Origin of the sequence: Pseudomonas sp. Sample_9, assembly GCF_004307535.1 — a bacterium.
Classification (GTDB): Bacteria; Pseudomonadota; Gammaproteobacteria; order Pseudomonadales; family Pseudomonadaceae; genus Aquipseudomonas; species Aquipseudomonas mercuritolerans.
In genome coordinates this window covers 18,799-31,703 of record NZ_RAZO01000334.1, presented here as the reverse complement: position 1 = coordinate 31,703, position 12,905 = coordinate 18,799, and the positions used below count along the sequence as shown (strand labels likewise).

The 12,905-nt window shown below is 60.2% G+C and carries 15 protein-coding genes; all 15 read left to right on the top strand.

All coding sequences use genetic code 11. The features are described from left to right. Positions 1-48 precede the first annotated feature (48 nt). Complete coding sequence (locus tag D6877_RS18745; RefSeq protein WP_016773324.1) at positions 49-1,263, top strand: IscS subfamily cysteine desulfurase; 1,215 nt, start codon at positions 49-51, stop codon at positions 1,261-1,263. Positions 1,264-1,363: 100 nt separating this feature from the next. Continuing rightward, positions 1,364-1,750 (top strand): Fe-S cluster assembly scaffold IscU, encoded by a 387-nt coding sequence (gene iscU, locus D6877_RS18740; RefSeq protein WP_003227907.1) that lies wholly within the window; start codon positions 1,364-1,366, stop codon positions 1,748-1,750. 34 nt (positions 1,751-1,784) lie between these two features. Further along, positions 1,785-2,108, top strand: a complete 324-nt coding sequence (iscA, locus tag D6877_RS18735; protein WP_003227904.1) for an iron-sulfur cluster assembly protein IscA — start codon at positions 1,785-1,787, stop codon at positions 2,106-2,108. Positions 2,109-2,116: 8 nt separating this feature from the next. Next, a complete protein-coding gene (gene hscB, locus D6877_RS18730) occupies positions 2,117-2,638 on the top strand; it encodes a co-chaperone HscB (RefSeq protein ID WP_016773325.1) in 522 nt (173 codons plus the stop codon). 50 nt (positions 2,639-2,688) lie between these two features. Next, positions 2,689-4,554, top strand: a complete 1,866-nt coding sequence (gene hscA / locus D6877_RS18725; protein WP_073473310.1) for a Fe-S protein assembly chaperone HscA — start codon at positions 2,689-2,691, stop codon at positions 4,552-4,554. Next, positions 4,554-4,895, top strand: coding sequence for an ISC system 2Fe-2S type ferredoxin (fdx, locus tag D6877_RS18720; RefSeq protein ID WP_016773327.1), 342 nt, complete (start codon positions 4,554-4,556; stop codon positions 4,893-4,895). The genes hscA and fdx overlap by 1 nt, the downstream gene beginning before the upstream one ends. A 14-nt stretch (positions 4,896-4,909) precedes the next feature. After that, positions 4,910-5,110: a Fe-S cluster assembly protein IscX gene (gene iscX / locus D6877_RS18715; protein WP_123530472.1), complete on the top strand. Its 201-nt coding sequence runs from the start codon at positions 4,910-4,912 to the stop codon at positions 5,108-5,110. An 87-nt stretch (positions 5,111-5,197) separates the two neighbouring features. Beyond that, entirely contained in the window at positions 5,198-5,623 is a 426-nt protein-coding gene (gene ndk / locus D6877_RS18710; protein ID WP_024014216.1) for a nucleoside-diphosphate kinase, read from the top strand. 28 nt (positions 5,624-5,651) lie between these two features. Beyond that, on the top strand, positions 5,652-6,800 hold the full coding sequence (gene rlmN / locus D6877_RS18705) for a 23S rRNA (adenine(2503)-C(2))-methyltransferase RlmN (protein WP_024014215.1): 1,149 nt from the start codon (positions 5,652-5,654) through the stop codon (positions 6,798-6,800). 12 nt (positions 6,801-6,812) lie between these two features. Beyond that, a complete protein-coding gene (gene pilW / locus D6877_RS18700) occupies positions 6,813-7,571 on the top strand; it encodes a type IV pilus biogenesis/stability protein PilW (protein ID WP_130911730.1) in 759 nt (252 codons plus the stop codon). Beyond that, positions 7,571-8,590 (top strand): RodZ family helix-turn-helix domain-containing protein, encoded by a 1,020-nt coding sequence (locus D6877_RS18695; protein ID WP_130911729.1) that lies wholly within the window; start codon positions 7,571-7,573, stop codon positions 8,588-8,590. Before pilW ends, D6877_RS18695 begins: the two co-directional genes overlap by 1 nt. A 3-nt stretch (positions 8,591-8,593) precedes the next feature. Beyond that, the gene (ispG, locus tag D6877_RS18690; protein ID WP_016773332.1) at positions 8,594-9,703 is read left to right on the top strand and encodes a flavodoxin-dependent (E)-4-hydroxy-3-methylbut-2-enyl-diphosphate synthase; all 1,110 of its coding nucleotides are present in this window, start codon (positions 8,594-8,596) and stop codon (positions 9,701-9,703) included. A 22-nt stretch (positions 9,704-9,725) separates the two neighbouring features. Continuing rightward, a complete protein-coding gene (gene hisS, locus D6877_RS18685) occupies positions 9,726-11,015 on the top strand; it encodes a histidine--tRNA ligase (RefSeq protein WP_130911728.1) in 1,290 nt (429 codons plus the stop codon). A 41-nt stretch (positions 11,016-11,056) separates the two neighbouring features. Continuing rightward, on the top strand, positions 11,057-11,698 hold the full coding sequence (locus tag D6877_RS18680; RefSeq protein ID WP_016773334.1) for a tetratricopeptide repeat protein: 642 nt from the start codon (positions 11,057-11,059) through the stop codon (positions 11,696-11,698). Beyond that, positions 11,691-12,842, top strand: coding sequence for an outer membrane protein assembly factor BamB (gene bamB / locus D6877_RS18675; RefSeq protein ID WP_016773335.1), 1,152 nt, complete (start codon positions 11,691-11,693; stop codon positions 12,840-12,842). The genes D6877_RS18680 and bamB overlap by 8 nt, the downstream gene beginning before the upstream one ends. The last annotated feature ends 63 nt before the right edge of the window (positions 12,843-12,905 follow it).

Sequence of the window (12,905 nt, the reverse complement as noted above, 5' to 3'; positions counted from 1 at the left end):
GCCGAAGAGCTACCCGCGGCACGCCAGCCCTGATTTAGGAGATAGTCCATGAAATTGCCGATTTACCTTGATTACTCTGCAACCACCCCGGTTGATCCGCGCGTTGCGCAGAAAATGAGTGAATGCCTGCTGGTCGACGGAAACTTCGGTAACCCGGCGTCCCGCTCCCACGTGTTCGGCTGGAAGGCTGAAGAGTCCGTCGAAAACGCTCGTCGTCAGGTGGCCGATCTGGTCAATGCCGACCCGCGCGAAATCGTCTGGACCTCCGGTGCCACCGAATCCGACAACCTGGCGATCAAGGGCGCGGCACATTTCTACGCCTCCAAGGGCAAGCACCTGATCACCAGCAAGATCGAGCACAAGGCTGTCCTCGACACCATGCGCCAGCTGGAGCGTGAAGGTTTCGAAGTGACCTACCTCGAGCCTACCGAAGACGGTCTGATCACCCCGGCAATGATTGACGCCGCACTGCGCGAAGACACCATTCTGGTGTCGGTGATGCACGTCAACAACGAAATCGGCACCATCAACGACATCGCCGCCATCGGCGAGATGCTGCGCGCCAAAGGCGTGCTGTTCCATGTCGACGCTGCTCAGTCCACCGGCAAGGTCGAAATCGATCTGCAGAAGCTGAAAGTCGACATGATGTCGTTCTCCGCCCACAAGACTTATGGCCCTAAAGGCATCGGCGCGCTGTACGTCAGCCGCAAGCCGCGTGTGCGCATCGAAGCGACCATGCACGGCGGCGGTCACGAGCGCGGCATGCGTTCCGGCACCCTGGCGACCCACCAGATCGTCGGCATGGGCGAAGCGTTCCGCGTAGCCAAGGAAGACATGGCCGCTGAAAACGTGCGCATCAAAGCCTTGAGCGATCGCTTCTACAAGCAGGTCGAGCATCTGGAAGAGCTGTACGTCAACGGCAGCCTGACCGCCCGCGTTCCGCACAACCTGAATTTGAGCTTCAACTACGTTGAAGGCGAGTCGCTGATCATGGCGCTCAAGGATCTGGCGGTATCGTCCGGTTCGGCCTGCACCTCGGCGTCGCTGGAGCCTTCGTACGTATTGCGCGCCCTGGGCCGCAACGACGAACTGGCACACAGCTCGATCCGCTTTACCTTCGGCCGTTTCACCACCGAAGAAGAAATCGACTACGCCGCGCAGAAGGTCTGCGAGGCCGTTACCAAGCTGCGCGCTCTGTCGCCGCTGTGGGACATGTACAAAGACGGCGTCGATATCTCGAAAATCGAGTGGGCGGCACACTAACTATAGAAGCCGCCGGATACAGATCCTGTAGCGACGCGGCGTTAACGCAGCGCAGTTGCAGGGTCTCAAGAGCGGCCCTGATGAGTGAGGATTGAGAATCATGGCTTACAGCGAAAAGGTCATCGACCACTACGAAAACCCGCGCAACGTCGGCAAGATGAACGCGGAAGATCCTGATGTCGGCACCGGCATGGTCGGCGCTCCGGCGTGCGGCGACGTGATGCGTCTGCAGATCAAGGTCAACGATCAGGGCGTTATCGAAGACGCCAAGTTCAAGACCTACGGTTGCGGTTCGGCAATCGCCTCCAGCTCCCTCGCCACCGAGTGGATGAAGGGCAAGACCCTGGACGAAGCCGAAACCATCAAGAACACTCAGCTGGCCGAAGAACTGGCCCTGCCGCCAGTGAAAATCCACTGCTCCGTGCTCGCTGAAGACGCTATCAAAGCGGCTGTTCGCGACTACAAGCAGAAGAAAGGCTTGATCTGAATTTCAAGATTCGGCGACGAGTAAGGAGTCAACGATGGCTATCAGCATGACAGAAGCGGCTGCTCGACACGTGCGGCGCTCCCTCGACGGGCGCGGCAAAGGTGAAGGGATTCGTCTGGGTGTTCGCACCACAGGCTGTTCCGGCCTTGCCTACGTGCTGGAGTTTGTCGACGAGGTAGTGGCGGAAGATCAGGTGTTCGAGAGTCACGGCGAAAAAGTGATCATCGACCCGAAGAGCCTGGCCTACCTAGACGGCACCGAGCTCGATTTCGTCAAGGAAGGGTTGAACGAAGGCTTCAAGTTCAACAACCCCAACGTGCGCGGTGAATGTGGCTGCGGCGAAAGCTTCAACATCTGAGGCTGGTCGTGGGTATTCCTTGTCATTTCGCTTTATTCGAGCTGCAACCGAGCTTCCGCCTGGATCTCGAGCAGTTGGCCACGCGCTACCGTGAGTTGGCGCGCGGCGTCCATCCTGACCGTTTTGCCGATGCATCCGAACGCGAGCAGCGCTCGGCACTCGAGCAATCGGCGCGGCTCAACGACGCCTACCAGACGCTCAAGAGTCCGGCCCAGCGCGCACGCTACCTGCTGAAAATCAGCGGGCATGAAGTGCCGATGGAAGTCACTGTCCACGATCCCGAATTCCTTCTGCAGCAGATGCAATGGCGCGAAGAGCTTGAAGATCTGCAGGACAGCGCCGATCTCGACGGTGTCGCCGTGTTCAAGCGTCGCTTGAAGGCGGCTCAGGAGCAGCTCAACGAAAGCTTCGCAGCCTGTTGGGATGATGCAGCGCAACGCGAGCAGGCCGAACGCCTGATGCGGCGCATGCAGTTCCTCGACAAGCTCACCTACGAAGTGCGCCAGCTGGAAGAGCGCCTCGACGATTAACCCAGTGCTGCCCTGATTGCACGCTGACAGACAGACAAGACCTGATCACCATGGCTCTACTGCAGATCGCCGAACCCGGCCAAAGTCCTCAACCGCACCAGCGCCGTCTGGCTGTGGGCATCGACTTGGGTACTACCAATTCGCTGGTCGCTGCGCTGCGCAGTGGTCTTTCCGAACCGCTGGCCGACGCCAACGGGCAGGTCATCCTGCCGTCCGCCGTGCGTTATCACGCCGACCGCGTTGAAGTCGGTGAGTCCGCCAAGCTGGCGGCAGCCTCTGATCCTCTGAACACCGTGCTCTCGGTCAAGCGCTTGATGGGTCGTGGTCTGTCCGACGTCAAGCAATTGGGCGAGCAACTGCCGTACCGCTTTGTCGGCGGCGAATCGCACATGCCGTTTATCGATACCGTGCAAGGCCCGAAAAGCCCGGTTGAAGTCTCCGCCGATATCCTCAAGGTCCTGCGTCAGCGCGCTGAAGCGACCTTGGGTGGCGAACTGGTTGGCGCGGTAATCACGGTTCCTGCCTACTTCGACGATGCGCAGCGTCAGGCCACCAAAGACGCGGCCAAGCTCGCCGGTCTCAACGTGTTGCGTCTGCTCAACGAGCCGACTGCCGCTGCGGTGGCGTACGGTCTGGATCAGCACGCCGAAGGTCTGGTGGCGATCTACGACTTGGGCGGCGGTACTTTCGATATCTCCATTCTGCGTCTGACCGGCGGCGTCTTTGAAGTTCTGGCCACTGGCGGCGACAGCGCGCTGGGCGGCGATGACTTCGATCACGCGATTGCCGGCTGGATCATCGAGAGCGCTGGCCTGTCCGCCGATCTCGACCCAGGCGCGCAACGCAATCTGCTGCAAACCGCCTGCGCGGCCAAAGAAGCCCTGACCGATGCGGCCAGTGTGGAAGTGGCTTACGGCGACTGGAAAGCACAACTGACCCGCGAAGCCTTCGATGCGCTGATCGAACCGATGGTCGCGCGCAGCCTGAAAGCTTGCCGCCGCGCGGTTCGCGATTCCGGTATTGAACTGGAAGACGTCCATGCCGTGGTCATGGTCGGCGGTTCGACCCGCGTGCCACGTGTGCGTGAAGCTGTTGCCGAAGCCTTCGGTCGTCAGCCACTGACGGAAATCGACCCGGATCAAGTGGTGGCCATCGGGGCCGCGATCCAGGCCGACACCCTGGCTGGCAACAAGCGCGATGGCGGCGAACTGCTGCTGCTCGATGTTATCCCGCTGTCCCTGGGGCTGGAAACCATGGGCGGTCTGATGGAGAAGGTGATTCCGCGCAACACCACCATCCCCGTCGCGCGCGCCCAGGACTTCACCACTTATAAAGACGGCCAGTCGGCCATGGCGATCCACGTGTTGCAGGGTGAGCGCGAGCTGATCAGCGACTGCCGCTCGTTGGCACGCTTCGAATTGCGCGGCATTCCGGCAATGGTGGCGGGCGCGGCGAAAATTCGCGTGACCTTCCAGGTCGATGCCGACGGTCTGCTCAGCGTGTCTGCCCGTGAATTGGGCTCGGGCGTTGAGGCGAGCATTCAGGTCAAGCCTTCCTATGGTCTGACCGATGGCGAAATCGCCAAGATGCTCAAGGATTCGTTCCAGCATGCCAATGACGACAAGGTCGCCCGCGTTCTGCGTGAGCAGCAAGTCGATGCCCAGCGCCTGCTCGAAGCGGTGCAGGGCGCTCTGGAGGCCGATGGCGAGCGTTTGCTCGACGCCGAAGAGCGCATGGTCATCGAACTGCAAATGCAGGAACTGGCCGAACTGATGAAAGGTACCGATGGTTACGCCATCGAGCAGCAGACCAAGCGTCTGTCGCAAGTGACCGATGCTTTTGCTGCCCGCCGCATGGATCTGACGGTGAAAGCCGCTCTGTCGGGGCGCAACCTGAATGAAATCGAGGATATCTGATGCCGCAGGTCATTTTTCTGCCCCACGAGAAGTTTTGCCCTGAAGGCATGGTGGTCGAGGCTGCGCCCGGCACCTCTATTCTCGAGCTGGCCCACGAACACCATATCGAGATGGAAAGCGCATGCGGCGGCGTCTGCGCCTGCACCACGTGCCATTGCATCATCCGCGAGGGTTTCGACTCGCTGGAAGAGGCCGACGAGCTGGAAGAAGACTTCCTCGATCGTGCCTGGGGCCTTGAGGCGCAATCGCGTCTGGCTTGCCAGGCTATCGTTGGTGAGGAAGACCTCACCGTCGAGATTCCGAAATATTCGCTTAACCATGCGGCCGAAGCGCCGCACTGACTGGTAAGACTGTCATGAGCTACGGTTGGAATGATGTTCAACGCATTGCCGAAGAGCTGGCCGAGGCCCACGAGGGGCTCGACCCGTATTCTGTAGGTTTTGTCCGTTTGCAGCAGATGATCCTTGAGCTGCCTGACTTCGATGCTACTTCTGGCCGTGTCGGCGAGAAGGTGCTCGAAGCGGTTCAGGAGCTCTGGGCCAAAGAATTGGACTGATCGTCTCGCAGGTTAGGCAATACCCAAGAACCCGCGTATAATTCGCGGGTTTAATTTTTCGCAAATTACCGTTTCTGGAGTTACACCATGGCTGTTCAACGTACTTTCTCCATCATCAAGCCTGACGCCGTTGCTAAAAACGTGATCGGCAAGATCACCACTCGCTTCGAAGACGCTGGCTTGCGCGTTGTAGCTTCGAAACTGAAGCAACTGTCCAAAGCCGAAGCCGAAGGCTTCTACGCTGAGCACAGCGAGCGCGGTTTCTTCGGTGACCTGGTTGCATTCATGACTTCCGGCCCGGTTGTCGTTCAGGTTCTGGAAGGCGAAAACGCTATCGCTCGCAACCGTGAGCTGATGGGCGCTACCAACCCTAAAGAAGCTGCTGCCGGCACCATCCGTGCTGACTTCGCTGAATCGATCGACGCCAACGCCGTTCACGGTTCGGACTCCGAAGCTGCTGCCGCTCGCGAAATCGCTTACTTCTTCGCAGCTACTGAAGTAACCACTCGCTAAGCATTGCTTGCAGAGTGAAGGTGAATCCATGACTACATCGACTGTTAAAACAAACCTGCTGGGTCTGACCCAGCCGGAAATGGAAAAATTCTTCGACTCAATCGGGGAGAAGCGTTTCCGTGCCGGTCAGGTAATGAAATGGATTCACCACTTTGGCGTCGATGATTTCGACGCCATGACGAACGTCAGCAAAGCCTTGCGCGACAAGCTCAAGGCCATTGCTGAAGTGCGTGGTCCGGAAGTGGTCAGCGAGGACATCTCCAGCGACGGCACCCGTAAATGGGTGGTTCGCGTGGCGTCCGGCAGCTGCGTCGAGACCGTGTACATTCCCCAGGGCAAGCGCGGCACCTTGTGCGTTTCGTCCCAGGCAGGCTGTGCCCTGGATTGCAGTTTCTGCTCCACCGGCAAGCAAGGCTTCAACAGCAACCTCACCGCCGCCGAAGTCATCGGTCAGGTGTGGATTGCCAACAAATCTTTCGGCAGCGTCCCGGCCACCGTCGACCGCGCCATCACCAACGTGGTGATGATGGGCATGGGCGAGCCGTTGCTGAACTTCGACAACGTCGTCGCCGCCATGCATCTGATGATGGATGACCTCGGCTACGGGATCTCCAAGCGCCGCGTGACCCTGTCCACTTCGGGTGTGGTGCCGATGATCGATGAGTTGGCCAAGCACATCGACGTGTCCCTGGCGTTGTCCCTGCACGCACCGAATGACGCATTGCGTAACCAATTGGTGCCGATCAACAAGAAATATCCGCTTAAGATGCTGCTCGAGTCGTGCCAGCGCTACATGTCCGCCCTTGGCGAAAAACGTGTGCTGACCATCGAGTACACCTTGCTCAAGGACGTCAACGACAAGCTTGAGCACGCGGTGGAAATGATCGAGTTGCTTAAAGATATCCCGTGCAAGATCAACCTGATCCCGTTCAACCCGTTCCCGCACTCCGGGTACGAGCGGCCGAGCAACAATGCCATCCGCCGCTTCCAGGATCAGTTGCATCAGGCCGGTTTCAACGTCACCGTGCGCACCACCCGTGGTGAAGACATCGATGCCGCATGTGGTCAATTGGTAGGGCAGGTGCTGGATCGCACCCGTCGCAGCGAACGTTACATCGCCGTGCGCGAGTTGAGCGCCGACAGCGATCTGGCACAGAACGCCGCGAACACTAACTAAGAGAGGATCTCTATGTCCCTGCGCTTTGCGCTGCTGTTGCTGTTGGCCAGCCTGTGCGCTGGCTGTGTCCTGTCGGGTGACTACAACCCGATGAAGACCAGCAAGGGCCGCGATGAAGCGCGGGCTGCCTACGTGCAGTTGGGACTGGGCTACCTGCAGCAGGGCATGACCGAACGCGCCAAGGTGCCCTTGAAGAAGGCGCTGGAGCTGGACAGTTCCGACCCCGATGCCAATGCGGCCCTCGGTCTGGTGTTCCAGGCTGAAATGGAGCCGGCACTGGCCGACGAGCACTTTCGCAAGGCCTTGTCCTCACGTCCCACCGATGCACGCATCCTCAACAACTACGGCAGTTTTCTCTACGAAGAACAGCGCTACAAGGAAGCCTACGAGCGTTTTGAACAAGCGGCCGCCGATACCCTGTATCCTGAGCGCTCGCGGGTCTTCGAAAACCTCGGCATGACCGCCGCCAAGCTTGGCCAGCGTGATCTGGCCCAGCAACAGCTGGAAAAAGCCCTGCGCCTGAATCGCCAACAACCACGCGCATTGCTGGAAATGGCTGAGTTGTCCTTCGAAGACAGGCATTATGTGCCCGCGCGTGACTATTACGACCGTTTCAGCCAGCTCACCGAACAAAATGCACGTAGTCTATTGCTCGGCGTTCGGCTGGCAAAAGTGTTTGAAGATCGCGACAAGGCAGCCAGTTACGGTCTGCAATTAAAACGACTCTATCCCGGTACGCCGGAATATCAGCAATACCTGTCGGAGCAATGATGAAAGCGGCGCATCCCGAAGTTGTAGCAGCGAATCGCGTTAATCCCGGTGAGACCCTGCGCCAGGCCCGCGAAAGCAATGGCTGGTCGCTGGCCGAAGTGGCCCTCAAGCTCAACCTCACCGTGACATCCCTGAGCAATCTTGAAGCCGGCGCTTTCGACAAGCTGCCGGGGCATACCTTCGCTCGCGGTTACATTCGCGCCTATGCCAAATTGCTCGGCATGGACCAGACCGTTCTGGTTCAGCAGTTCGACCAGTCCACCGGCACCGACTCCCAGGGCAGCAATGTTCACGCCCTCGGTCGTATCGAAGAGCCGGTGCGGGTTTCCCACACCATTTTGCGTATCGTCAGCCTGTTGCTGCTGATCGCGGTCATCGGCGGCGGATTCGTCTGGTGGCAGGATCAGACCTCCCAGCGCACCCGCGATCTGACCAGCCTCGCACCGGAGCACGTCGAAGTCGAAGGCGCTGACGGCACCACGCAGATCCACCCGATCGACGAGCCGGAAGACCAGGCTGTCGCCGAAAATCAGGCCGACAATTCGACATCGCTGGCCTTGCCGCAGTCGGAAACCAGTGCTGAATCGACCGGCGCCGAATCCGCGGCGCCAGCGACCGAGCCAACTGCCCCGGCAGTTGCGCCAAGCGCACCGGCACCGACGCCTGCGCCAGTGGTGGCAGCTCCGGCCACTCCAGCGCCGAATGTCCCTGCGACACCTGCCCCGACCGCGCCGGTTGCTCAAGCGCCAAGCGCTGAAGCAGCTGCTCCGGTTGCCGGCGAAGGCCAGGTGCAATTGCAGTTCACCGGCGATTGCTGGGCACAGGTGACCGATGGCCGTGGCAAAGTGATTTTCAGTGGTCTGAAGCATAAAGGCGACAGCGTGAGTGTTTCCGGCAAGCCGCCGCTCGCCGTACGTCTGGGCGTCGCTCGCGCGGCACAGGTCAGCTACAACGGCCAACCGGTCGATATCGCTCCGTTCACCAGTGGCGAGACTGCTCGCCTGAAGTTGGGTCAATAAGTCATGCACGGCGAATCTCCAATCAAACGTCGCGAATCGCGCAAGATCTGGGTCGGCAACGTACCGGTGGGCGGCGATGCGCCGATCGCTGTGCAGAGCATGACCAACAGCGATACCAATGATGTCGCTGCGACCGTGGCGCAGATCAATCGTCTGGAAGCCGCCGGCGTCGACATCGTTCGCGTCTCGGTGCCGGACATGGACGCCGCCGAGGCGTTCGGCAAGATCAAGCAACTGGTCAAAGTGCCGTTGGTGGCTGACATCCACTTCGACTACAAAATCGCCTTGCGCGTGGCCGAACTGGGTGTGGATTGCCTGCGTATCAATCCGGGCAACATCGGTCGCGAAGACCGCGTGCGTGCCGTGGTCGATGCTGCGCGTGATCGCGGCATTCCGATCCGCATTGGCGTCAACGCCGGTTCCCTGGAAAAAGACCTGCAGAAGAAATACGGCGAGCCGACCCCGGCGGCGCTCGTCGAATCCGCGCTGCGCCACGTCGAGCACCTCGAACGCCTGAATTTCCAGGACTTCAAGGTCAGCGTGAAAGCCTCCGACGTGTTCATGGCCGTCGAAGCCTACCGTTTGCTGGCGAAAGAAATCGTTCAGCCGCTGCACTTGGGCATCACCGAAGCTGGTGGTTTGCGTTCGGGCACGGTGAAATCCGCCGTGGGCCTAGGTATGCTGCTCGCCGAAGGGATTGGCGATACTATCCGCATCTCGCTGGCGGCCGACCCGGTCGAGGAAGTGAAGGTCGGTTACGACATTCTCAAGTCTTTGCATCTGCGTTCCCGTGGCATCAACTTCATCGCCTGCCCGAGCTGCTCGCGGCAGAACTTCGATGTGGTGAAAACCATGAACGAGCTGGAAGGGCGCCTTGAAGACCTGCTGGTGCCGCTGGATGTCGCGGTCATCGGTTGCGTGGTCAACGGCCCCGGCGAAGCCAAGGAAGCCCATATCGGCTTGACCGGCGGCACGCCCAACCTGATTTACATCGACGGCAAGCCGTCGCAGAAGCTGACGAATGACAATCTGGTGGACGAGCTGGAAAAGCTGATCCGCCAGAAAGCGGCCGAGAAGGTCGAAGCTGACGCTGCCGTTATTGCGCGCGGCTGATCGAACGAATTAAGGAAATTTTGTGAGCAAGTCTCTGCAAGCCATTCGTGGCATGAACGACATCCTGCCCGAACAGACCCCGCTTTGGCGTTATTTCGAAGGCACTGTGGCGCGTCTGCTGGATAACTACGGTTACAAGCAGATCCGCATGCCGATCGTCGAGTTCACCGAGCTGTTCAAGCGCTCGATCGGCGAAGTGACCGATATCGTCGAAAAAGAGATGTACACCTTCGAAGACCGTAACGGTGATTCCCTGACCCTGCGTCCGGAAGGCACTGCGGCCTGCGTGCGCGCAGTGCTCGAACACGGCATCACCGGCGGCGGTCAGGTGCAGAAACTCTGGTACATCGGCCCGATGTTCCGCCACGAGCGTCCGCAGAAAGGCCGTTATCGCCAGTTCCACCAGATCGGTCTGGAAGTGTTCAACCTCGACGGTCCGGACATCGACGCCGAGCTGATAATCATGACCTGGCGCCTGTGGGGCGAGCTGGGCATTCGTGATGCGGTCAAGCTCGAACTCAACAGCCTCGGCACCAGCGAGTCCCGTGGTCGCTATCGTGAAGCGCTGGTCGAGTATCTCTCGGCGCACCACGACAAGCTCGACGAAGACAGCCAGCGTCGCCTGAAAACCAACCCGCTGCGCGTGCTCGACACGAAAAATGCCGACACCCAGGCCGTGCTGGTCGATGCGCCGAAAATGGCCGATTACCTCGACGACGAGTCCCGTGCGCACTTCGAAGGCCTGAAGGCGCGTCTGGATGCCGTCGGCATTCCTTACGTGCTCAATCCGAAACTGGTGCGTGGCCTCGATTATTACAGCAAAACCGTTTTCGAATGGGTCACCGACAAGCTCGGCGCCCAAGGCACCGTGTGCGCGGGCGGCCGTTACGACGGGCTGGTCGAGCAGATGGGCGGCAAGCCAACTCCGGGCGTCGGTTTCGCCATGGGCATCGAGCGTCTGGTATTGATGCTCGAAACCCTTGAGCAGATCCCGCAGGAAATTTCCCGTCAAGTCGACGTCTACCTCTGCGCCTTCGGTGAAGAAGCCGAGCTGGCCGGTCTGGCCCTGGCCGAACGGATTCGCGATGAACTTCCAAACCTGCGCCTGCAAGTCAATGCCGGCGCCGGCAGTTTCAAAAGCCAGTTCAAGAAGGCCGACAAGAGCGGTGCGCTGTACGCATTGATCCTCGGTGACGACGAAATGGCCCAGCAAGTGGTAGGTTTCAAACCCCTGCGTGGCCAGGGCGAACAACAAAGCATTGCCTGGGATGCGCTCGCCGCTCACCTGGCCACCTGCGTCGTGCAGGGTTGAAGCTGTCTTAACAGCCGATTTAGCGATTAAGGAGTATTGGGGTGTCGAGTACCGAAGACGAACAGTTGGCGGATTTGAAGGACTGGTGGACACGCAACGGCAAACCTCTGGTCACCGGCGGCCTGTTGGCGCTGGTCATCGTGTTCGGCTGGCAGGCATATCACAAATACCAGAGCAACCAGTCGCAAGGCGCCTCGGTGCTCTATCAGCAATTGCTGGAAACCACGCTGACGCCTGACGGCAAGCCTGATGCCGCCCGCGTTGCGGATCTGGCCGGCAAGCTCAACAGCGAATACGGCGGGTCCGCCTACGCGCAGTACGGCAGCCTGTTCGTCGCCAAAGTAGCGGTCGACAGCGGCAAGCTGGACGACGCGGCAACCGAACTCAAAGCCATCGTCGACAAGCCGGCCAACCCGGCGCTGGGCGAAATCGCCCGTCAGCGTCTGGCGCAGGTACTGGGCGCGCAGGACAAGGCCGAAGACGCCCTGAAACTGCTCGACGGCGATGCCGACAAAGCGTTCCTGGCCACTCGCGAAGAACTCAAGGGCGACCTGCTGGTGCGCTTGGGCCGTACCGATGACGCGAACAAGGCGTATCAAAAAGCCAAGGCGGCACTGTCGGATGAAGCGGCGGTCGGTGGCCTTCAAATCAAGCTCGACGACCTGGCCAAAGGGGATGCGTGACGTGATCCGTTGGAAGCATGCAGCATTGCTGGCTCTGGCCCTTCTGGCCGCGGGTTGCAGCAGCAACAGCAAGAAAGAATTGCCACCGGCCGAACTGACCGACTTCAAAGAAGAAGTGGTTCTGCAGAAGCAGTGGAGCCGCTCGATCGGTGACGGTCAGGGCGAAACCTACAACATGCTGGTGCCGGCGATCGACGGTGACACCATCTACGCCGCTGATGTGACCGGTGTGGTGATGGCGCTGGATCGCAGCAACGGCGACGTGAAGTGGGACCAGGATCTGGAACTGCCTGTCTCCGGCGCCGTTGGCGTGGGTTACGGTCTGGTACTGATCGGTACCCTGCGTGGCGAAGTCGTCGCTCTGGACACCAGCAACGGTGAAGAGAAGTGGCGTGCCCGCGTCAACAGTGAAGTCCTCGCGCCGCCCGCTAACAATGGCGACGTGGTCGTTGTGCAGACCCAGGACGATCGTCTGATCGGTCTGGACGCTGCCACCGGCAACCAGCGCTGGGTGTATGACAGCACCCCGGCGGTCCTGACCCTGCGTGGCACCAGTGCTCCGCTGGTGACCAACCGTCTGGCGGTAGCTGGCCTGTCGACCGGTAAAGTAGTCGCGCTGGACATCTCCAACGGCGTGCCGGTGTGGGAACAACGCATTGCCATTCCACAGGGTCGTTCGGAACTGGAGCGCGTGGTCGACATCGACGGCGGTCTGCTGCTGTCCGGCGGCACGCTGTATGTGGCCAGTTATCAGGGGCGCGTTGCGGCACTGGACCTGGAAAGCGGCCGTCAACTGTGGCAGCGCGATGCGTCGAGCTACGCCGGTATCGCTCAGGGTTTCGGCAGCGTCTACGTGAGCCTGTCCTCTGGCACCGTTGAAGGCGTCGACGAGCGTTCCACCACCGCACTCTGGAGCAACGACTCGCTGGCTCGCCGTCAACTGTCGGCACCGGAAGTGTTCTCCAGCTACGTAGCTGTGGGTGACCTGGAAGGTTATCTGCATCTGCTGAGTCAGGTCGACGGTCGTTTCGTCGGCCGTGAGCGCATCGACAGCGACGGCCTGCGTGCCCGTCCGCTGGTGGTGGGCGACACGATTTATGTGTATGGCAACAGCGGCAAACTGGAAGCCCTGACCATCAAGTAACAACTATGCTTGGGGTTCATCCCCAAGCGGCCCTGCATCAGCAGGGTTTGCAGCGCCCCCGGG